At 34.4% G+C, this 22,847-nt stretch carries 18 protein-coding genes; 8 read left to right on the forward strand and 10 right to left on the reverse strand.

All coding sequences use genetic code 11. The annotated features are described in order from the left end of the window. Positions 1 to 4: 4 nt before the first annotated feature. The 3 genes from QYS49_RS13375 to QYS49_RS13385 all read right to left on the reverse strand — a co-directional run bounded on the left by QYS49_RS13375 (position 5) and on the right by QYS49_RS13385 (position 2,445). Positions 5 to 1,609 (reverse strand): L,D-transpeptidase family protein, encoded by a 1,605-nt coding sequence (locus tag QYS49_RS13375; protein ID WP_308347944.1) that lies wholly within the window; start codon positions 1,607 to 1,609, stop codon positions 5 to 7. A 237-nt stretch (positions 1,610 to 1,846) separates the two neighbouring features. Next, positions 1,847 to 2,041, reverse strand: coding sequence for a helix-turn-helix transcriptional regulator (locus tag QYS49_RS13380; RefSeq protein WP_308347946.1), 195 nt, complete (start codon positions 2,039 to 2,041; stop codon positions 1,847 to 1,849). After that, positions 2,038 to 2,445 (reverse strand): hypothetical protein, encoded by a 408-nt coding sequence (locus tag QYS49_RS13385; protein ID WP_308347947.1) that lies wholly within the window; start codon positions 2,443 to 2,445, stop codon positions 2,038 to 2,040. Before QYS49_RS13385 ends, QYS49_RS13380 begins: the two co-directional genes overlap by 4 nt. 100 nt (positions 2,446 to 2,545) lie before the next feature. Between QYS49_RS13385 and QYS49_RS13390 the strand changes: the two genes are divergently transcribed. Continuing rightward, entirely contained in the window at positions 2,546 to 3,082 is a 537-nt protein-coding gene (locus tag QYS49_RS13390; protein ID WP_308347948.1) for a DUF1643 domain-containing protein, read from the forward strand. Positions 3,083 to 3,518: 436 nt separating this feature from the next. On the opposite strand, the gene QYS49_RS13395 is transcribed toward QYS49_RS13390, so the two are convergent. Next, a complete protein-coding gene (locus tag QYS49_RS13395; protein WP_308347950.1) occupies positions 3,519 to 5,546 on the reverse strand; it encodes a penicillin acylase family protein in 2,028 nt (675 codons plus the stop codon). 119 nt (positions 5,547 to 5,665) lie between these two features. On the opposite strand from QYS49_RS13395, the gene QYS49_RS13400 reads away from it, so the two are divergent. Further along, on the forward strand, positions 5,666 to 6,553 hold the full coding sequence (locus QYS49_RS13400; RefSeq protein ID WP_308347951.1) for a bestrophin family protein: 888 nt from the start codon (positions 5,666 to 5,668) through the stop codon (positions 6,551 to 6,553). 221 nt (positions 6,554 to 6,774) lie between these two features. Next, positions 6,775 to 7,434 (forward strand): peptidoglycan DD-metalloendopeptidase family protein, encoded by a 660-nt coding sequence (locus tag QYS49_RS13405; protein WP_308347952.1) that lies wholly within the window; start codon positions 6,775 to 6,777, stop codon positions 7,432 to 7,434. Between the two features lie 48 nt (positions 7,435 to 7,482). Here the strand turns inward: QYS49_RS13405 and QYS49_RS13410 are convergent, their stop codons facing one another. The 3 genes from QYS49_RS13410 to QYS49_RS13420 all read right to left on the reverse strand — a co-directional run bounded on the left by QYS49_RS13410 (position 7,483) and on the right by QYS49_RS13420 (position 11,468). Continuing rightward, positions 7,483 to 8,484 carry an NADP-dependent oxidoreductase gene (locus QYS49_RS13410; RefSeq protein ID WP_308347954.1) on the reverse strand — a complete coding sequence of 334 codons (1,002 nt, stop codon included), beginning with the start codon at positions 8,482 to 8,484 and terminating at the stop codon, positions 7,483 to 7,485. Positions 8,485 to 8,590: 106 nt separating this feature from the next. Beyond that, positions 8,591 to 9,991, reverse strand: a complete 1,401-nt coding sequence (locus tag QYS49_RS13415; protein ID WP_308347955.1) for an alpha/beta hydrolase family protein — start codon at positions 9,989 to 9,991, stop codon at positions 8,591 to 8,593. 190 nt (positions 9,992 to 10,181) lie between these two features. Beyond that, positions 10,182 to 11,468, reverse strand: coding sequence for a NupC/NupG family nucleoside CNT transporter (locus QYS49_RS13420; RefSeq protein WP_308347956.1), 1,287 nt, complete (start codon positions 11,466 to 11,468; stop codon positions 10,182 to 10,184). Between the two features lie 233 nt (positions 11,469 to 11,701). Here QYS49_RS13420 and QYS49_RS13425 point away from each other — a divergent pair, with 233 nt between their 5' ends. Then, positions 11,702 to 12,397: a 16S rRNA (uracil(1498)-N(3))-methyltransferase gene (locus tag QYS49_RS13425; protein WP_308347958.1), complete on the forward strand. Its 696-nt coding sequence runs from the start codon at positions 11,702 to 11,704 to the stop codon at positions 12,395 to 12,397. 26 nt (positions 12,398 to 12,423) lie between these two features. On the opposite strand, the gene QYS49_RS13430 is transcribed toward QYS49_RS13425, so the two are convergent. Continuing rightward, the gene (locus QYS49_RS13430) at positions 12,424 to 13,713 is read right to left on the reverse strand and encodes a sensor histidine kinase (RefSeq protein ID WP_308347960.1); all 1,290 of its coding nucleotides are present in this window, start codon (positions 13,711 to 13,713) and stop codon (positions 12,424 to 12,426) included. 178 nt (positions 13,714 to 13,891) lie between these two features. Between QYS49_RS13430 and QYS49_RS13435 the strand changes: the two genes are divergently transcribed. Both QYS49_RS13435 and trpF read left to right on the forward strand, forming a co-directional pair. Further along, complete coding sequence (locus tag QYS49_RS13435) at positions 13,892 to 16,345, forward strand: zinc-dependent metalloprotease (protein WP_308347962.1); 2,454 nt, start codon at positions 13,892 to 13,894, stop codon at positions 16,343 to 16,345. Positions 16,346 to 16,825: 480 nt separating this feature from the next. After that, complete coding sequence (gene trpF, locus QYS49_RS13440) at positions 16,826 to 17,458, forward strand: phosphoribosylanthranilate isomerase (RefSeq protein WP_308347964.1); 633 nt, start codon at positions 16,826 to 16,828, stop codon at positions 17,456 to 17,458. 122 nt (positions 17,459 to 17,580) lie between these two features. Here the strand turns inward: trpF and QYS49_RS13445 are convergent, their stop codons facing one another. Both QYS49_RS13445 and QYS49_RS19065 read right to left on the reverse strand, forming a co-directional pair. Then, complete coding sequence (locus QYS49_RS13445) at positions 17,581 to 17,793, reverse strand: hypothetical protein (protein WP_308347966.1); 213 nt, start codon at positions 17,791 to 17,793, stop codon at positions 17,581 to 17,583. A gap of 3 nt (positions 17,794 to 17,796) precedes the next feature. Continuing rightward, the gene (locus tag QYS49_RS19065; protein WP_372587678.1) at positions 17,797 to 18,009 is read right to left on the reverse strand and encodes a transposase; all 213 of its coding nucleotides are present in this window, start codon (positions 18,007 to 18,009) and stop codon (positions 17,797 to 17,799) included. An 818-nt stretch (positions 18,010 to 18,827) separates the two neighbouring features. Between QYS49_RS19065 and QYS49_RS13450 the strand changes: the two genes are divergently transcribed. Together QYS49_RS13450 and hrpB are read left to right on the forward strand one after the other, a co-directional pair. Then, a complete protein-coding gene (locus tag QYS49_RS13450) occupies positions 18,828 to 20,234 on the forward strand; it encodes an alpha-amylase (protein ID WP_308347968.1) in 1,407 nt (468 codons plus the stop codon). 482 nt (positions 20,235 to 20,716) lie between these two features. Beyond that, entirely contained in the window at positions 20,717 to 22,846 is a 2,130-nt protein-coding gene (gene hrpB / locus QYS49_RS13455; protein WP_308347970.1) for an ATP-dependent helicase HrpB, read from the forward strand. Position 22,847: the final 1 nt, after the last annotated feature.

Genomic DNA, 22,847 nt, shown 5'->3' on the forward strand with positions numbered 1-22,847 from the left:
GGAGTTAATTTTCGAGTAGTGCTTTTAATACTTTGGTATCCCTATTGTAAATATCTTTTCTAAAATTCATTGTACCTTGTTCATCTACAAAAGCAGTCCAATATTGTAGATGAACTTGGTATGGCTGGCTCAATATTACTGTATAATTTTGTGATGTCTTTAGTATTTCCATCATCTTTTCTTCCTTCCAATTCTTATCTGTTTCCAAGAGATATTTCGCAAGTACTAATGGCTCGGATAGTCTAATACAACCAGAACTTAGCGCTCTATCTGGCTGTCTAAATAATTCTTTGTGGTTGGTATCGTGCATGTACACATTGTAAGGATTAGGGTAAATAAATTTTACCTGACCTAAAGCATTATTTTTACCGGGCTCCTGTCGCAAAGTATAGGGAAAACCGGAACCTTTAAATGATTTCCAATCTATGGCTGCAGGGTCAAGCTCTGCGCCTTGAGAATTCAATACTTTAATATTTAAGTTTTTCAGATGGTTCGCATTTTTTGCCTGAGCAGGAATCATGTCCTGATATAAAATAGTAGGTGGTACTGTCCAATAAGGATTAAATACCATATACGTCATTTTCGAGGAGAAAACCGGGCTTTGTCTAAAGGGTTTTCCTACTGCCACTTTCATTTCAAATTCCACTTTACTATCTACTACTAACTCAAGCTCATAGGCCGGTAAATTCACCATGATATATTTTGACCCTAATTCTTTTGGTAACCACCTGCATCGATCTAAATTAATAATAATCTGATTAATCCTATCTTCAGGAGATAAATTCATCATAGCTAAAGTTTCTTTCCCAATTGCGCCATCAGCCGTTAAACCATGTCTTTTCTGGAAACTGATCACTGCACTTTCTAAGTTGGAATCGAAAAAATCAGTGGAATCGGTTCTTAGTATCTTTAAGTCTTTGAAAAGGAAGAGCCTATTCCTTATTTCTGTTATTCGAACATCACTATTGCCTTTCTTCAAGGTTTCACCCATAGGAAGTAGTTCCCAATTATTCTCTCCTTTTAATTCTCTATATACTTTCAACTGAGCTTTTAAGCGATCATATGCTTTAAAATTTGGTTTAAGTGACCTTAAAGATTCTTCGATATTGTTCTTTTGAGAGGCTTCTATGAGAATATTAACAGGATTGCCCTCTCTCTTAATGACTTTCCATGCTGCATCGATTTTTACCGGATCGACTTTCCCAGACATTAAATGAGAAGCTAATAGTAAATAGGCATCGGTGAATAGAATTTCTTTTTCCACCTGCTGAATTAGCGAAGGCTCTTGCAAAGCACTATATTTTATTAATTCATCAATATGATAATCTTGGGGGTTTAAACCTTCATCAAAACTCGATTTCACTGCTTCTATTAATTGCGAAGTAGCCTCTTTATTCCATATTTTATTTAACCCATTTAAATTATAAAACTCCGGAATTCCTGAACGGCATTGGATCTCAGTTGCATCATTAATTTTGTAAGTATTAGCTGCAAGGGATTCGATACTTATTCTTAAATGGTTGGTTAGCTCCTCGCTTGCTTCATTTTGAGCCTGAACTTGTGATGATAATAAAAAAATAAAAAAAAAGAAAATTAGGGTAGATCGCATATTGCAGTAAAAGAGAATATAAAATTTTAAAAAATGTATTGTATAAACTTAAGCAATTTAATTGATTAATAGGTTAAAAAATGACCTATCAAAAACAGAAATGGGTATAGTCATTTCTTAAATAAACATTAACTCAAATAATGTTGGATACCGGATTTTTCAAGAGGTGCAATTATTCTCAATTTGATATTAATGAAACTAAATTGTTTTTATGTTTTAGATTATTCTTAAAGAATATCATTTACCATATTCAAAAATCTCCTCAATACTCTTTGAAAAGTATTCCGATAATTTAAAAGCCAAAATCAAACTGGGATCAAATTTCCCCTTTTCAATTGCATTGATGGTTTGCCGGGATACTTCCACAGCATTTGCCAAATCAGCTTGAGTCAGATTATGCTCTGCTCTTAAAACTTTTACCCTGTTCTTCATTTATATCTGAGTTTGCCTGCTACAATTGCAATTAAATAAGTAATTGCAATTAACATTACTAAATAAGAAATATCTGCATTTATATTAATCAAGCTGCTTTTTTCCAAAGCGGAATAACTTAATCCACCTATCACTCCTACTCCCAAAGCTATAGCCATTGCATCAAAAGTCATTTTCTTTTCTAATTCATCAGCCCCATTGATATAATTTCTATTGGAGATAATCATTCCAATACCTAAACCTAAATTCAGGACAAATGCTGAAAGAGTAAGAATTTTTCCATCATTCCATAGATAGACTGGACCAAATGTTATCAAGGCCATGCTTAACATCCACCCTATAGTCCATAAAGCCAACAGTTTTAAGTTTTTGTGCTTTTGTAATTGCCATTCATTTGTTTTCATAATGTATTGTTTTATTGTCTAAATGTAAAGTTATATTGACACAAAGAACTACTTAATTATTATTAATGTCAAGTTTTATTTACATTTTATTTTCAAATAGATGTTTCTATATTTAGTAATGGAATGGATTTATGAGACAGACCCAAGTGATAATTATCGCTATTCTTTAGGTAAAAAAGGAGAAAAGACTTTGATATGTATTGGTGTGAATCCAAGTCAAGCAAAACCTGAGCAATATGATGGTACAGTTTCATCCGTTGAAAGAATTGCATTTCATAATCAATTTGATAGCTGGCTTATGCTCAACCTTTATCCTCAAAGAAGTGCTGATCCAACATTACTGCATCACAAAATTGATAAGAAATACCATGAGCAAAATTTAGAGGTGATTGAATCTTATCTTGAAGAGGAGGAGGTATTAATATGGGCAGCTTGGGGCAACCTTATTGATTCAAGACCATTTCTTAGGCATTGTTTATCGGATATATTTAATATGAGTCAATTTTATGATTGTAAATGGCTATCTGCAGGTGACCCCTTAAAAGCTGGACATCCCAGACACCCTCTTTATCTAAAGAAAACAACCGAATTAACTGTTTTTGATATGGAGGATTATATGGAAAAGATTATTCCATAACGGGATAATTGAAACGATTTACGTTTTATTCCTCAAGATGAAAAAGCTAGTTATTAAAGATGAACAATTATCTACCCTACTTTAACCACAAGAGAAACAAAAGAACACAATAGATTTTATATAAATATAAAATTGACTCATGCTCTTAGATTTAAATCTAAAAACTCAAATAAATATAACTGACATCTCCAATATTTTATGCAATGTACTTTTACCAAATGTAGAAATTTGACTATCTCAAAAATAACCTTGGTTATTTTCTTTTGTGTTCTGTTGTCTCTTTTCCCGATGAATACGGGACAAGTCGTGGTGAGGAAAATATTCGCCTAATTTTATTAGTGAAATTTATCTAAACTCAATAATATGTACAGATCTCTTCTGAAAAACCTAAAATTGTATTTTCTTCTCAATATGATTTTAAACTTATTAAAAACAATCATTCCAACATTGGATGATAAATCCGTTTTGCATTTTTATAAATCTCTTCCTTATCCAAAGTCATGGGCTTCAATTCTTTATTCACAAACATTTCCATTTGATCTGTATAATGAGGACTCTCAGATTTAGAAGATGCTCCATAAGGCATTATGGATTCTAATTTAGGAAGTCCTTCTCCAAAACGGGCCAATAAAATATAGGACTCGCCTACATAGGTTTGTTCCTTCAACCCCTCTCCCATTTTTTTGGTGTACATAGGCGCAATGACATCTGGCAATCCATCAATTGGCATTTCTTTGTCTCCTCGTTTATGGACTTGCAATTCGCTAAGTGGCACTTTAATAGTCCCGAATTCCGCTATCAGTTGTGATTGTGATATTTTAACAATTTCAACAGCGGTGGCCTTATCAATTTCTTTTCCTTTAGCATTATTGATTAAAACTTTCATTAATCCTGCCCCTATGCTTTCGTTTTCAGTTTTTCTATCCCAATTTTGAAGTATATTCAAATAATCTTCTATCTCTGGGTAATCTTTGGGTTTTAACTCAAAAATGATATTTACCTCTTCCTCAAATTGAAATTGCTCAGGATATTGAATATCAAATTTTATTCTTTTGAAATCTTCATAGCTTAATTTATCCTCTTGACTTATTAAGTTTTGAAAGCGAATGCTTCTATTGTTATCCTTTAGAGAAAAACCCATTTCAGCAGGGAAGTCTAAAGAATCAAGATTTTCTTCAAAGGCAGTAGCATTAAAGGGTGTATTATTCATATTAAACAAATAGCCTGCTTTTGGGTCGGTATATTGTGGCAATTCATCAAAAGCATGGTGATTATCCCATTGTGTTGCGGACGTATCTCCTGGAAGAACATTTTTCCAATTAAAATTAGGATCACGAACAGGTAATTGTGCATTACTCACATAAAATATATGATGGTCTTTGTCAGCATAAACTATATTGAAATCAGGCAGGTAAAGCTGGGAAACCACCCCTTTAAATTCTTGTAAGTTCTTTGTTTTGGTCATTTCATACCACTGTTGAATGGCCTTTAAATTTTGATTCGCTGCAAAACTTAAGGAGAAATACCCATTGTCATTTTTTAAAGTTGGCCCATAAACACTTTGATAATAGGTTTTGGAAAGTGGAATAGGTATTCCTAATATCTTGACTTTCAGTTTTGCTTTTCTTTTTTCCAATTCCAGAACTTTCCCATCAAAATAGTAATGCTCCTTTTTATCAGGATGCATTCTCAATTGATACACATCCATTTTATCAGGATGATTGACGGTGTGAGCCCATCCCAAATTTTCATTTACTCCATGAAAAATAGTAGGGCTTCCCGGAAACAAAGAACCCAGCATATTCCAGCCTTCCTCACTATTCAAATGAACTTCATACCAGCTTGCCGGTCCTTCAAAAGGTTGGTGAGAATTTACAGCTAAAAAGCTCTCTCCTGTTGTGGTTTTATTCTTACTTATGGCAATTCCGTTTGAACCAATTCCCACATATGGATTATTAAATGATTGATTGGTGACAATATCACCCACTATTTTATCTGCTCCGCTCATGGCAGACAAGGACAAAACAAATGCAGTTAGCATATCATCATCAGTAACTGGAAATAATTTTCTATTTAATACTTCATCTTTATGATGCTCTGCATAGGAATTAATACCTTGAATATAGCCATCCAACAAAGCTAAAAACTCAGGAGAAAGCTCATCTTTCTTTTCTTTAACCACATCTGGTGCACCGATAAATTGGGTAAAAAAATCTATTCCGGCTCCATCTTTCCCAAACTGTCTTCCAGCCATTAATTTACCAGCTAACAAGGTAGATTGAATGGTTTTAAAATCGTCTTCGGAATGTGCCCAAGCTAGGCCATAGGCCACTTCAGAATCCTTCTCGGCATAAATATGGGCCACTCCCCATTGATCACGAACTATATCAATTTTATCAGGAGAAATTTGAGCAGAAAGCGTGAAAAATTGAATACCACAGAAAAGTAGAAGTATATATTTCATTTGAATATTAGATAATCTGAGAGTTAAAGCTCTAAATTTATCAAGAAAATTTAATCTCAGCATAAATTCCTATATTATTGTGTTTATGAAATCATATTTTCTTTCAATTTTAATATAACATGATCAAGTACAATCCAAAAAATTGGTTCGGACTTATTTTTCATTCCTATAGCCGACAAGTAGTAAAAACACTGATGCCATTTCTAATGATAATGGTAATTTACACTGCAGTTTTAACCTTTTTAATAGAAGATTATTTCAAACTAGATTTTCATAGCACCACAGTCGTGCATTCTTTATTAGGAATAGTATTGGGTTTATTTTTAGTATTTCGAGTCAATTCAGCTTATGATAGATGGTATGAAGGCAGGAAATTATGGGGATTACTTCTTAATAATTCAAGAAATTTAGCCTCTAAGCTAAATGCCATGATTTCAGCTGAAAACGAAAAAGATCGAAAATTTTTCCAGGAAATGATTCCAGCTTTTGCTTTTGCCTTAAAGGATCATTTAAGAAAAGGTGTTAAAATTAAGCAATTGGGCATCACTGATGAAGAAATAAACAAACAACTTGAGAAAAAGGAACATATCCCGAATGCTATTACTTCATTAATCTATCAAAGATTAAATCAATTACTAGCGGAAGGGAAATTAACGCCTAATCAATTCCTGGTTTTAGATAAAGAAATGAAGGAATTTTCTGATATTTTGGGAGGCTGTGAGAGAATAAAAAATACGCCCATTCCCTATTCTTACAGCATGTTTATTAAGAAATTCATTTTCACTTATACCGTTACGCTTCCTTTGGCATTTATAAGTGAATTTCATTATATCACCATTCCCATTGTAATTTTTGTGTTTTTTATTTTGGTAAGTGTCGAATTGATAGCAGAAGAAATAGAAGAGCCATTTGGTGGAGACACTAATGATCTGCCTACTAATGAATTATCAGAGAAAATTGAGAAAAATGTAAAAGAATTATTTGAAAAAGATTTTTCTATTAAATAGAACCTATTAGGCAATTACACTAGAATCATTTGTATCTACTTGAAAATCTGAATTAAATGACAATCCTTTGTGTAATTTAATTTTAGATTTCATATAAATCATGAGTGGAATTACCTAAATGCACTAAAACTTTGAACAAAAATTAAAAAGCAATTACAATTTATATATCCAGAATTGAAATGTTAAGTTTGCCACTTGAAAAGAAAAACTACTACTAAAATATGCAAATAAACCAAAGTAACATATTCCCAATAATGGGAGATTGGCTAGTATCTGAAAACAGTATTAAACTTGATTTTTCTAATCAGAATGCTGATTTATTAAAGCTTGACATGCAATCAACCCAAAATTTTAATGATTATGTCTTTGGTTTTTTAGAACAAAAGGAGAAGAAATATGGTCATGGTGGTTATTTAGAAAACCGTATGATTTACCAAAGAAGTACTCATTTCCAGCAAGGAGAATCCCGTTGTATGCACTTGGGAGTAGATGTTTGGTGTGAAGCTTTTCATCCGCTTTATGCTCCATTGGATGCCAAAGTACACAGCTTTGCCGATAATAATAACTTTGGGGATTATGGCCCTACTATTATCCTTGAACATGAGCTAAACAATGAAAAATTCTATACGCTTTACGGTCATTTAAGCCGAGCTAGTTTAGAAAACTTAGCTATTGGTGACCATATTAAAAAAGGTCGTAAATTCTCTGAATTAGGTCCATTTCCCGAGAATGGAGACTGGCCACCGCATTTACATTTTCAACTCATTTCTGATATCAAAGATTTAAAAGGGGATTTCCCAGGTGTTTGTGCTCCATCAGAATTAGAACAGTTTAAACTACTATGTCCTGACCCTAATGTTTTTATAATAGGAGATTCTTGAAATTTTAAGCTAAATTAAAATTCCCGGCTGAACACCGGGAATTTTATCCTACTTCATATTCAAAACGACTTTTCCTTTTGCATGTCCTTTTTTGACATGTTCTAAAGCAGCAACTGCTTCTGTAAATGGAAACTCTCTATCTATAACAGCCGAGATGTATTTACTTTCAATAAGTTCTCTTAAATCATTAAGTTGAGCTCCATCCGCATGCATCATTACGAATTTGTAATACGCATTTTTTTCCTTTACTAGTTGATCTAATTTAAATCTCTTAAGCTTAAGTAAAAATCTAATCAATCCATTTAAGCCTAAATCTTTTGCTGTTTCATTATCCGGATCACCCGCAATGCTTACCACACTCCCTCCATCTTTTAAGATTTTAAATGCATCTTTAGTATAATCGCCTCCTAATGTATCATAAACAACATCCACCTCTTCGATAACTTCAAGATAGTCTTCTTTTTTATAATCGATTACTCGGTCAGCACCTAAATCCTTTACCCAGTCAACATTTTTTGTACTTGTAGTGGTGTAAACATATGCCCCTTGAGTCTTTGCATATTGAATAGCAAAGGAACCAACACCTCCCGATCCGGCATGAATCAATACTTTATCACCTGATTTAAGCTTTGCTTTTTGAAATGATTGTACGGTGGTTAAGCCAACCAAAGGAATGCTTGCGGCCTCAACATAAGATAGATTGGATGGTTTTTGACAAACCACTTGCTGATCCACTGCTATCATTTCAGCAAAAGTCCCAGGTGAATCTGTAGGTACACGAGCAAATATTTCATCACCAAGATTGAAATTAGTTACATTATCCCCTTTATCTACCACTTTACCTGCAACATCAAAACCTACTGGGGCGGGAAAAGACAGTTTTTTAATGTTTTTCATAGCCCCTTCTATGATTTTATAATCTACTGGATTGATACTTGCTGCATGTACTTCTATTAAAAGCTGATGATTACCCATATTGGGCTTTTCAACTTCTCTAAACTCAACGTTTTGTGCTATTTCTCCATAGCCAGTTATCTGTAATGCCTTCATTTATTCTCTCTGTATTTATTCAACTAAACAAAGAAAACGGAACTGAGTGAAAAGGTTGAGTTAAATGCTTTTAATTTAATGAATATGTTAAATAAGGACCTGAATCTTAATCAACTTGCTCTAATATCCAGTTACTCATTAATTCTAAGGCATCTGGAGAAATAGTTTGCTCTATTTGGGCATATTCACTTGGAGATCCTGTTTTGGCTTCTTGAAAAAGATGATTGAGTCCTGGCAACTCTTTAACTTTATAATTTGTGTTTCCACCAGCTTTCAATGCAGCTTCAATAGCTTCTAAATTCACCTTAGAAGGTACTTGTAAGTCCTTCTCGCCTACTATCGCCAATACAGGACAATCCACTTTTTTCAGTACTTTTGATGGATCATGCTTTAGAAAATAGACTATCCAAGGGTTAGTTAATTGTCCTAACACTTGATTCACAAAAACTTCTTCCTTCAATCCATTAGCCGTAGCCAATTCAGGATTTTTAGTGACCGCTTCTTCTAAATATTTTTTTAAATCTTCTTTTACAGTAGTTGCATTAACAGTGTTCACTACAATGTCATATGCTCCTTGATTAAATTCTCTTGCCGTCTTCAATTGTGATTCACTCATTCCTGATGCTTTACCAATTAATTCGCTTTGGCGTAATAACAAATCATCACCTCTAATTCCAGTGCCGGCCATTAAAACGATATATGCTACATCTTTGGATTCTACCGCTACCATCGGGGCAATAATCCCGCCTTCACTATGGCCAATCAAACCTATATTATTAGCATCAATTTCTTCACGAGATTTTAAATAATTTACAGCTGCAGCAACATCTGTTTTAAAATCAGCTGAAGTGGCTGTACTGAAATCACCTTCTGATTCTGCTGTACCTCTATCATCATACCTTAAAACCGCAATTCCTTGCTTGGTTAAATGATCTGACAACACTAAAAAGGGCTTTTGTCCTAATAGTGCTTCATTTCTATCTTGTGGTCCACTTCCACTAATCAAAACGACTACAGGGAAATTCTCCCCTTCTGAAGGCATAGTTAATGTTCCTGCAAGCTTGATTCCATCAATTCTATTTTCAAAAGTGATGTTTTCAGATCTGTAAGGAAAAGGTTCCTCAGGGTCTTGAGGTTTCTTTTTATTTAACTTCTCTAGATCATTTTGAGAAAGTATTAACGGAAAGTCTTGTCCTGCTTGCTTAAAAACACCATCTATTTCTCCATCTGAATTAAGAGTGCCTTCATATTGAATTGGGGGCATATTCATTCCTATATTTAATACACCATTCTCAAAAGTAACCTCTTGTACTGCTAAGCCAAAAGCCCCTTGATCAGGACTGTCCATGGTTGCAATTAAAGTGTCATTTTCTTTCGAAATATTGAACACAATCGTTAATTCCATTCCTTGGACTTTAAGTAAACCTTGCCATTTTCCCTCAATATCTTGAGCAAAAAGAGAGAAACATAAAAAGGTTAAGATTAGAGTGGTAGATAGTTTTTTCATATGTAATTAGTTTTACTTTTTGATATTAGAATTGATACCTTGTAAATATACTAATAGTTAAATAATCTACTACTATTTTGTAATATTCAATTATTTAAAAAATTATCAGTAAAATCGATATGTGCTAAGCAAAAAAATGATTAGTACTTAAAACTTATTACCTAGAACTTAAGACTTAAAACTCAAGAAGCTACTCCACCAAAGCCCCAGCAATAGTGGCTGTCATCATACAAGCTAAAGTTGCAGCTAAAAGTGCTCGCATACCTAATTTAGAAAGGTTTCCTTGTTGGTTAGGTGCCATGCCTCCTATTCCACCAACTTGTATGGCTATGGAACTGAAATTGGAGAATCCACACAAAGCATAAGTTGCTATGATAATAGATTTATCACTCAAAATATTAGCTGCTTTCATTTCTGCTAAGCCTAAATATGCTACAAATTCATTAATGGCTGTTTTTTGTCCTAGCAAACTTCCCACTGCCAAAGTATCATTCCACTCCACTCCCATGGCAAAGGCAAAAAGTCTAAATGCTTGACCTAAAATATATTCCAAACTAAAGCTATCGAATGTACCATTAGTTGAGCTAGTCACAAAAGCATTCAAGCCTGTCCATTCGCCAATCATATTGCCTAGAAAATAATTAATGGCGGCTATAACAGCAATGAAAGCCAACAACATCCCTCCAATATTCAAAGCTAATTTCAAACCCTCGGCAGCACCATTGGATAAAGCGTCTATCAAGTTTACTCCTAATTTATCTTGGCTAACATGTAAAGTGTCATCAATCCCATCAGGATTTGTTTCTGGAATTAAAATCTTTGAAATAACAATTGCTGCAGGTGCATTCATAATGGAAGCACTTAACAAATAGGAAGCGAATCGTGCTTTTTCTACTGGGTCATCTCCTCCTAAAAATGCAACATACCCAGCTAAAACACCACCAGCAATAGTGGCCATTCCACCGGTCATTAAGCACATTAGTTCAGAGCGTGTCATATTAGGCACAAAAGGCCGAACTAATAGAGGTGCCTCTGTTTGTCCTAAAAATATATTTCCAGCAGCAGATAAACTTTCTGCTCCGGATAGTCGCATGGTTCTTGACATTATCCAAGCAATACCATAAACCAGTTTTTGTAAAATCCCTAAATAATATAATCCTGCTGTTACAGTGGAAAAGAAAATGACAGTGGGCAAAACTTGGAAGGCAAATATAAACCCATAGGAATCGCCAGCTAAATCACCAAAAAGAAAGCGAGCGCCATCTCCGGAAAAACTCAAAAAGACAACGAAAGCTTCAGATACTTTTTTGAATATCAATTCTACAAATTCCACTTGCGTAATCAGAAGTCCGAATATGATTTGTAATAGTAAGCCAGTACCGACCAACCGCCAGTCAATTTTCTTTTTATTTACTGAAAATAGCCAGGCAAAACCCACTAAAACCAATAATCCAATAAGACCTCTGAGATAATCCATAGAATATTTTAAATAGAGCCAATTCGGCTTTTACAAGAGACACTGAAGTAATCAACTGATAATCAGATCAAAACGACTTGTCTTTGTTTATTATTTTTTTGTATCCACTTTTTAAGCAGCGACAAAATTAAAGGAATGTCTCTAATTAAAAAATCTATAAGCAAATTCAATTGACCTATTATGAAATTGAATATTCATTTTCAGTCCTTATATAAAAATAATTAGATTTGCGTATGCATTTATTTTATCAATCTCAGCTTCCTGAAATCAAGTCTTTAGATCAAGACGAATCTAAACATTGCGTTAAAGTATTAAGAAGACAAGCAGGAGATGAAATCAATATAATTGATGGAAAAGGCACTTTTTACAAAGCGAAAATAACAGAGAGCCATCCTAAAAAATGTGAGTTTGAAATAATTGAGACTACTCTAGAAAAAACTCCCGTTTTCAAAAGACATTTGGCTATAGCACCTACCAAAAACATGGATAAAATGGAGTGGTTGGTGGAAAAAGCTACTGAAATGGGTATAGATGAAATCAGCTTTTTTCAAAGTTTTCACTCAGAAAGAAAAGTTATAAAAATAGATCGATTGGAGAAAAAAGTCATCAGTGCAATGAAGCAATCTCTAAAAGCTCAAAAGCCAATACTGAATGAAATCATTTCTTACACCAAGTTTCTAGAAAGTGTTCAATCAGAAAATAAGCTAATTGCCTATGTAGATTTTGAGAATAAAGTGCATATGAAAAATGAATTGAATACTCAGCAAGACACTCTTATTTTAATTGGTCCGGAAGGAGACTTCACCCCAGAAGAGGTTGATTTGGCTATTAGCAAGGGATTTAAAAAAGTCAGTCTCGGCAATAGCCGTTTAAGAACTGAAACAGCAGCTTTAGCCGCTGTTCATTTGATGAATTTAGCAATGGAATAGTTTCTTAGGGTAAATCATGACTGCACTTATAAAATAGGAAATGTCAATTCTATCTTGGTGCCCACCCCTACTTTTGAATTTAAATCAAATTCTCCTTTTAGTTTCACCAGCATGTTTTTTACAATATAAAGCCCAAGTCCAGATCCCTCTTTACTTTGCGCGCCTCTATAGAACATTTCGAATACTTTTTCTTGCTGATCTTTAGGAATTCCTATTCCATTATCTGCAATAATGATTCTAAATTTATTTGAAGTTTTATCCGCAGTGATATCAATTTTGCAATGTCCTTTGCTAGGATCTGAATACTTTATAGCATTGGAAATTAAATTATTTAATATAACTTCCATGCGAGCTTTATCAGTAAATAGAGGCGAATCAAATTGGATTTGCTTATTGAATTCTATTTTCTCCATCCCCTCTATATAATTGTTATTTTCGATTATTTCATCTAGCAACTTTTCTAATTCAATAGGCTCTGTTTTAATTTCAGTTCTAGTGTTTCTTGATATTTCAATCACTTCCTTAATAAATTGCGTCAAACGCTCAATTCTATTTTCAATCCTAATAAAATAATCCATCACATTATCGTCCTTCACTTCATATTTCGCAATGTTAATTAAGCCCAAAATGGAAGATAAAGGAGCCTTTAAATCATGTGAAGCACTATAAACAAAATGATCTAATTCATCATTTGCTAATTCTAACTCCTTATTTTTTTGCTCTAATTCTTTTAAAGTTTCTAATCGGACCTGATCAATATGTTTGTTAATAACATCCATATTGTACATCGAAAACACCAGCACAAAAATAGATATCAACATATTAACATAAAAAGAAGTGCTTTCGGATTTTCCTCCGGTCAAATTAATTTCTCCAAAAGGTTGATATTCAGTAATCTCTAGTATGAATAATAAAATCAATACATAAACCACAGAATAGTACTTATACTTTATTTCTTCATTACTGAATACTAAAAATATAATAGCTAATATGGGAAAAAAGATAAGGTAAACGCCTATTGATTTTGGAATGATTGAGCTATAGACAAAAATGTAACCTGTGCCTAAAACGATAAAAATAAACTTTGCGATTACATGGTTTCGTTTCTCATTCACAATGTAAGTAGCTACTGCTATACCGACAATTATCAAATCAAAGCCAACTGCAATATAATTAGTATTGAATAAATCATTGATTACTTGAATTAATGCAGCTATCACAGCAATAATTGAAAATTGTGATAAAAGTATATTGGGTTTTTGTTCTAAACTCTTCTCTAACTTAGACCACTTATTAAGATTAAAAAATCTAATCACTTAATTGAATTTTGAGTTGCGAATATTAAAATATAGAATATTTATTGAATTTTATCAACAATTTTATTGATTCAGTTACGCTATTCGATGAAACACTTCCTATTACCAATCAAATAAAAGCATTTCATATTCTCAGGAGCTTAAAATACATTTACAAAATCAAAAAAATTACAATTCAATGAAACAACTATTATTCACCATAACACTGTGTTTATTCCTAATTCAAACTGACGCTTCAGCACAGTGGTTTGGTAAAAAGAAGAAGCAGAAAGAGAAAAATAAAACAGAAAAGCCAAAAGGTGATTTTAAAGAGTATAAAGAAATCATCAAGGGTGATGTAAAATCAGATGAAGGATTATTTACCACTCACCAAATTGATGATAAACTATATTATGAAATTCCTTTTAATAAATTAGAGGAAGATTTATTGCTGGTCAGCCGAATTGTAAAACTACCCGATAATTTTGGAGGTGGTTATATCAACGCCGGTTCAAAAGTAAACGAACAGGTTGTCCGATGGTATAAAAGAGATAAAAATATTGACCTAAAAGTAATCAGTTTCCAAAATGTAAGTGATGAGGACTCTCCTATTTATAAATCAGTGGAGGCTAATAACTTCTTCCCAATTTTGTATAGCTGTAAAATCGAAGCCATCAATCCCGATTCTACTGCCTATTTGGTAGACGTAAGCAGTTTATTTACTGATGAAGTGAGTGCTATTAATGCGATGCCTGATAGATTAAGAAAGTCATACAAAGTGAAGAGATTAGATAAAAGTAGATCCTACATAGCTTCCGCAAAGTCATTTCCTGAAAACATTGAAGTACAACATTTAATGACCTATGATGCTGGAGATCCTCCGGGTAGAGATCAAGCTGGAACAATCAGTATGTTATTGAATCAATCTATGATTTTGTTGCCCGAAGATAAAATGCAACCTAGATTAGCCGATGACAGAGTGGGTTGGTTTACCATTCAGAAATACGATTATAATTCGGAAAAATTAAAATCGGATGACTATGAATTGATAAGAAGATGGAGATTAGTACCTAAAGATATTGAAGCTTATAAAAGAGGCGAATTGGTAGAACCCGTGAAGCCTATTGTCTATTATTTAGACCCTGCCACTCCAGAAAAATGGAGACCTTATTTTAAACAAGGAATTGAAGATTGGAATGTGGCTTTTGAAGAAGCAGGATTCAAAAATGCCATTATAGCAAAAGATCCTCCCACTAAGGAAGAAGATCCAGAGTTCAGTCCTGAGGATGTTCGATATTCGGTTGTGAGATATGTAGCCACTACCACCAGAAATGCAGTAGGCCCTTCTGTTTCTGATCCGAGAACAGGTGAGATCATTGAAAGTGACATTATTTGGTATCACAACCATTTAAGATCTTATCGAAATCGATATATGATAGAAGCCGGAGCTCAAAAAGAATCTGCTAGAACCTTAGAAACCCCTGAAGCAGAAATTGGCGAAATGATGCGCATGGTCATTGCACATGAAGTAGGCCATGCTTTAGGTTTACCTCATAACATGAAAGCAAGTTCTGCTTACCCTACCGATTCACTTCGCTCTGCTTCATTCACTCAAGAATATGGATTAACACCTTCCATTATGGATTATGCAAGAGTGAATTATGTAGCTCAACCAGAAGATGAAGGCGTTCGCTTAATTAGAATGATGGGGCCTTATGACAAATATTCGGTTAATTGGGGTTACAGATATATTCCGGAAGCCAAAAGCAAAGAAGATGAAAAACCCATTTTGGATGATTGGATATTAGAAAAAGCAGGTAATCCATGGTACGAATTCGGGAGCGGATATGGAGTAGCTGATCCTAGAGCTAATAGAGAAAGTTTGGGTGATGATCACGTAAAAGCAAGCGAATATGGCTTAGCCAATTTGAAAAAAGTCGTTCCAAACTTAGTAGAATGGACTTCTCAAAAAGGGCAAGATTATAGTGAATTAGCTGAAGTTTATAGAGAGCTAGGCTATATGTGGTGGGGATACAACCGTCATGTAATTGCCAACATAGGTGGAATTTATGAAACCCGAAAAACAGCTGATCAAGAAGGTGTAGTCTATGAGCATGTTCCAGCATCAATTCAACGAGAGGCATTAGCTTTCCTTAATGAGCATGCATTCACTAATCATGAATGGTTATTAAATAAAGGGATTTTACAAAGAATAGAAGATGCCGGGGCTATTGAACGCGTAAAATCATTACAAGTGAGAGCTATGAAAAGCTTGCTAGATGAAGATAGAATCTTGAGAATGGTAGAAAATGAAAGCTTAAATGGTTCTGAAGCTTATACTGTCTTGGAAATGCTGGAAGATCTAAGAAAGGGAATTTTCTCGGAGCTTTATAAAGGTCAAGCAGTAGATGCCTATAGAAGAAATTTACAGAGAACTTTTGTGGAACTAGCTGCTAGTCAGATAGCTAAATTGGATGCAGAAGAGAAAAGAAATAATGAGGTGATTATATCAGATATAATTCCGCTAATGAGAGCCGAACTGGAGCAATTAAAATCTGATATCACAAGTAGTAGATATAGAACTTCTGATAAAATGAGCAGAATTCATTGGAATGATTTATTGGCAAGAATTGAAAATAGTTTTTCAGAATAGAATTTATATGAATCCGTAGCCGCGTGTGGTTTCGGATTCTTTTTTTATAAACCCTCAAACAATCTTCTCCTTAGAAATAGGGTTTTCTTAAAAATTAAAATGAAACTCTAATTTTCATTTTAGCAAGTATAAAGTCCATATTCTAAAATTTTATCATATCTAAAACTTCAAAAAGCTTTGATTTAGAGGAAATATGAGATTTAAAATAATAAATATAGATTTATACCCAAAATTATATTTTGCAGTTTCTACTTTTCCTTTTTGTTTGATCAAAAAGAAAGAAAAAATCAAGACAAAAAGATGCTTCATCGCTACATCCCAACGCTGGCCCGCCTTTTTGTCCTCCTGCCCGCCCTCTTCGAGCTTATATTACTTGGTTTTGAAAGTTTGTAGTATTAATCAAGAGGGGAATAATTATACCTAACTATTAACTTTCAAGCCCGCCAAATTTTCCTTTAATTTGCATCAAAATTTTACAAAATGGCATTAAAAACATTCGTTAAAATATCTGAAGTTAGTAATTTAAGTGATGCACGCTATTGTGCAGGAATGACGGTTAATTTAATGGGATTCATCTTGCAGAAAGATAATCCTGCTTATGTTAGCCCTGAAAACTTCATGGAATTAACTGGTTGGCTTTCAGGTGTGGAATTCGTTGGAGAATACGGCAATGCTTCAGAAGATGCCATTAAAGAATCCATCAAAGATTACGAAATCCATTATCTACAAACTGATAATCCTGCCATTATCCCTCTTTTCCCAGATTTCAAAAGGATTTTGAGATTTGATATGGATAAAGTTACAGATGCCGAAGAAGTAAAAAACACCATGCAAAAGGTAGCAGATGAGGTAGAATTCTTCCTTTTTGAATCTGGCAACGGAAATCATTACAAAGAAAATGTAGTCATTCAGGTTTTAGATTTAGCAAAGGACTTCCCTGTTGTCTTAGGCTTCAATATTGACGATAAAAATGTGATGGATTTAATTGAAAACACTTCCATTAAAGGCATTTCCTTAAAAGGTGGTGAAGAAATAAGGCCAGGATATAAAGACTTTGATGAATTGGCTGATATTTTGGAGACGCTGGAGATTGATGATACTGTTGAGGGGTAAAGGAGTCGCACTTTTCTATAAATCATTTCAATTCTTCATTTTGAATAAAATGTAATATCTCTAATCTGGGTGGAAAGTTATTATTACCTCCCATAGCGCGCGTTGCGAAGCAAAACGCGTGCTTAGCTCAATAGTTCAATTTCCAACAACCCTCTTTTTAAACCTGCATATTCCTTTGCTGAGCTGTATTTATAATCCACCGCTTCTTCAACAATCTCTGCTTCAACAGGATTATTATGGATATAATCTAGTTTCTGTTGCAATATAAAATTATTATCTAATTCAATAGGCCGATTTCCATCCTGCCACATCTTATTAGATTTAATTCTTTTCAATTTTTATCCTGCATTTTGAAAAGCCCTTAATAGCCATTCTTTTCTACTTTCATTTATATTACTAATTTGCTCAAGTATTCTTTTGTTACTTAATTTCTTGAAATCTCTCATGACACCGCCTAGGCTTTCATTCGAATCTTTTGAACTTATAATTAAATGTAGATGGCTCGGCATAATACAAAATGCATGAATGATTAAAATTACGCTTTTCTTGATATCTTTTTAAAGTATTAATAATGATGTGATTATACTCTTTTCTAGTAAACAAATCTATCCAGTAAACTATAGTGCAGGTTACAAAATATATTCCTTCGGGATTATTGAATTTATATTTCTCTGACATGGTTTTGGTTTTATTTTTTGATAAGTGAACATATAAAAACAAATCCTATTTTACAATTCTTATCATTCCTAGAAGGGTGGTGCTAAATGCAAACAGCACGCGTTTTGCAGCGCAACGCGCGCTAGTGGGTTTCATTTTTTTATTACTAAAAATATTATCCAAAACAACACGAATAAAAAAATTACCAGTTTTATTCTTTTCATTCTAATTTCATTCATCTTTTCCGGATAAATCTCTCCCTCCTTGTAGTATCGATTCATTTCTTCGTTGGAAATTTCAGGGTAAGAAAACAAGTCATCAAAAAAATCCTTAATAAAATTTATTATTTTTCTCATTGAGTGAACATATAAAAACAAATCCTATTTTACAATTCTTATCATTCCTAGAAAGGTGGTGCTAAATAGCAAACAGCACGCGTTTTGCTGCGCAACGCGCGCTAGTGGTGATTTTTGGCGAATCCTAATAGATCATTTTAGGAAATCAATAAATTTAAAAATTTATAACCTACCAGTCAACACACAAAAATTATATTATTCCATTATTTCAACTGTGAGACTATAGCCTGAAACAATTCTACTTGACATATTTTTGCAATCGAAACCGCAAACGTTTCCGGAATTATTATTTGCTAATACCTTTTTTAATAGATTTATATTGCTATAATTAGACTTTCAACCAAACAATATACTTTATGAAACGAATTATTGCACAACTATTTAACGGATTATTGCTGATGGCAATAATTGCATCATGTTCAGATGATACAAAGCTGGAAGAACAGCGAAAACACTCTAACAAAAAAGCCACTGACCCATTTTCGGACGTCACACGCACTGATGAGAATATCAATGAAAGAAACCCAGGGCCTGGTGGCGGAATTATCATGCAAGCCTTTTACTGGGATGTACCGGCTGGCGGAACTTGGTATCAAACTATTGAAAGCAAAATTTCTGATTGGGATGCTGCTGGTGTGAGCGCCATTTGGCTCCCTCCTGTTTCCAAAGCTATGAATGGCCCAAATTCCATGGGATATGATCCTTTTGATTACTTTGACTTTGGGGATTATGACCAGCAAGGTTCAGTTGAAACCCGCTTTGGTTCTCGAACAGAACTCGAAAGCTTAATCAATACTGCCCACCAGTATGATATTGAGGTTTATGCAGATATAGTATTGAACCACAATAGTGGTGGTGATTTAGAAGCTAACCCTTTTACTGGTACAGATACTTATACTGATTACAATCCTGCATCCGGTAAGTTTTATAGATCAGCCAGTGACTTCCATCCTAATGCCGTGGTAGGCAGTGATGAAGGTGTATTCGGAGGATTCCCCGATTTAAGTCATTCAACTTCCTATGTGCAAGATTGGCTATGGAACCGAAGTGATGGTGTAGGGAAATACTATAGGGATGAATTAGGTTTCGATGGCTGGAGATTTGACTATGTAAAAGGTTTTGGCGGCTGGGTAGTACGAGAATGGATGAATAATGTGGGAGGTTTTGCCGTAGGTGAATATTGGGATGGAAACGCTCAGCTCCTTCAAGATTGGGTCAACAGCACTAATAGAACCGCTTCTGCTTTCGACTTCGCATGCTACTACAGAATGGATGAAGCTTTTGATGGAAACGATTTAACTAAACTGCAAGGCGATATGCTTTGGAAAAGAGATGCTGCTAAAGCTGTAACATTCGTGACCAATCATGATACGGATGAAATATGGGACAAAATGCATGCTTATGCTTATATTTTCACACATGAAGGCTATCCTACCCTATTCTATCAGGATTATGAAGAATGGTTAGATCAAGATAAGTTGGATAACTTAATGTGGATTCATCGAAATTTGGCCACTGGGGGAACCGATATTTTGTATGCCGATAATGACGAATATGTAGCCAGAAGAAATGGAAACCCTGGCATTGTGGTTTACCTAAATGATTCTAATCAATGGCTGGAAAGATGGGTACCAACAAACTGGGGCAACTCAGTCATCAAAGATTACACAGGAAATTCAAACTGGGAACCCACCACTCAAAATGACCAATGGGTAAAAATCCAATGCCCTCCTAACAGCTATACCGTTTGGTCATTGAAATAACTTTATTTTTAGTCGTCCGAAAGCCACCTACTTCACCGTAGGTGGCTTTTTTTCATTCTAGCTACAAATAAAATTCAGCTAAAGCTGAAATGGATTAACCAGTAGAGTAGGTCGGGGAATCTAGCGGTAAAGGACTTATTGTCACATTTGCAGTCCTAGACTCCCCGACCTACTCTACTGATAAAACTTTGTGTCTTTTGCGGTTAAATTTTCAGCTTTAGCTGAATTCTTTTGTTTTCTTTTGCCTCTTTTCCCGATGAATGCGGGACAGGTTGTGGTTCAAATCATTTCAGCTTTAGCTAAATATTCCTTCGTTATCTTAGTGTAAAACTTAGAGCAACTCCCGACTTTCAGTACGGGACAGGTTATGTGGTTAAAAGAAAACAGCCTTTGGCTGATCTTTTGTTTTCATTTACCTCTTTGTCTTTAAAAAGGTTCTTTATTGATATCAGATTTTAAGCTTAGTCAGTTAACTTTGTAGCATGCCAAAAATAGATTTATCTCAAATCAACTTACCAATAGTCGAAATTCTTCCGGAAGTAGTTCAAAAAATAAAGGAAGAACAGAATCTAATCCTTAATGCAGAAGCTGGAGCAGGGAAAAGCACTATCATTCCCTTAGCTCTTTTGGAAATCCTACAGGAAAAAAAGCAGAAAATTATTATGCTAGAGCCAAGACGCCTGGCAGCTAAATCCATTGCACAAAGGATGTCACAGTTAATAGGTGAAGAAGTGGGCAATACAGTTGGCTACAGGATCCGATTTGAAACTAGAATATCGGAAAACACCAAAATTGAAGTGGTGACAGAAGGAATTCTCAATAAAATGATGGATAGCGACCCTGATTTAAAAGATGTGGCTATTGTCATTTTTGATGAATTTCATGAGCGCAGCATCCATGCAGATGTGGCCTTAGCTTTGGCTCGTTTTACCCAGCAAAATTCAAGACCTGATTTAAAATTGTTAATCATGTCGGCTACTTTAAATCAGGAACTTTTAGCAAAAGCATTGAATGCAAAAGTTGTAGTAAGTAAAGGAAGGCAATTCCCTGTAGATATTGTTTATGCCGGAAATTTAGACCAAAGGTTAATAGCTGAATTGACTGCTGAACAAGTAAAAAAAGCTTTAAAAGAAGATGAAGGTGATGTTTTAGTATTTCTACCCGGGCAAGGAGAGATATTAGCCGTTCAGGATTTACTCAGAAAATCGAAAGTAAAAGCTGAAATTTACCCGCTTTTTGGTCAACTAGCTTGGCACAAACAATGGGCAGCTATTCAACCACATCCGCAAGGAAAAAGAAAGATAGTGTTGGCGACTTCTATTGCAGAAACAAGTCTAACGATTGAAGGCATAAAAGTAGTGATTGACACAGGCTTAAAAAAGAATTCCATTTTTGATCCGAATACTGCTTTAAACAGCTTAAAAACAGAATCAATTTCACAAGATGAAGCCACTCAACGAGCAGGAAGAGCAGGAAGATTAGCAGCAGGTAAATGTTACAGAATGTGGACAGAAGCTGAACAAAACCTAAAGCCAAGCCATCGATTAGCGGAAATCTTACATGCTGATTTAGCAAACCTAAAATTGGATTTGGCTGCTAGAAATATTCATGAAAGCAAAAGACTTTTCTGGCTCACACCTCCCCCATTAGATAAGCTTATTTATGCTGAAAATCTATTAATTCAGTTGGAGGCATTAAACGAAGATAAAAACATCACAGAAATCGGAAAGCAAATGCATCAATTGCCTTGTCATCCGCGATTGGCGCATATGTTGGTAAAATCTACTGAGAATTTATCTTTAGCTATTGATTTAGCATCTCTTTTAGAAGAAAAAGATCCATTATATAAGAAAGCTGGAGCTGACATAAGCGAAAGAATTCAAATGTTAAGAACACTTCGAGGTGAAAACAGGCTAGGAAGAAATTTCAAGAAAATTGAGAAAATAGCGCATTCCTACCGAGCACTTTTCAAAATTAAAGAAGACAATAAAGAAGTTGACCCTTATGCTATTGGCTTTTTATTGGCAATGGCATATCCTGATAGAATTGCCTCCGCAAAAAGAGGAAATAATGCGCAATTTCAATTATCAAATGGAAGTATTGCTGCCATTGGCCATAAAGATGAGTTGGCAGATGAAAGCTGGCTGACCGTTGCCAATATGGATGCGCGAGGCGGAATGGGAAAAATCTTCTTAGCGGCACCTCTGAATCCAAAAGATTTGATGCCGTTGGTGAAAAATCAAAGAAATGTTTCTTGGGATTTTGATGAAGATGAATTTGAGGTCAGCAATGATTTAAGCATAGGCAACATCACTTTAAAAAAAGAAGAATTGGATGATGAACCCAATTCGAAGGAGAAAAGAAAAGCAATCATAAAAGCCATTCAACTTCATTATGATGAAATTTTAAATGTAAATGATGAATTTCTCAATTACTTAGAGGAAATTAAAGAACAAAAAAACGAAACGGAATATTCGGATATCAATTTAGCATTTCTAGGCATCACTGCAGAAAAATGGTTGCCTGAAGGAATAGAAAATGAAGAGAATATTTTCAAAAGTATTCAGGAGTTATCGCTTACAACAATTCTGAAAAGTTTATTGAAGGCTTGAT

Source organism: Marivirga salinae (assembly GCF_030503855.1).
In the GTDB taxonomy this organism is placed as follows: Bacteria; Bacteroidota; Bacteroidia; order Cytophagales; family Cyclobacteriaceae; genus Marivirga; species Marivirga salinarum.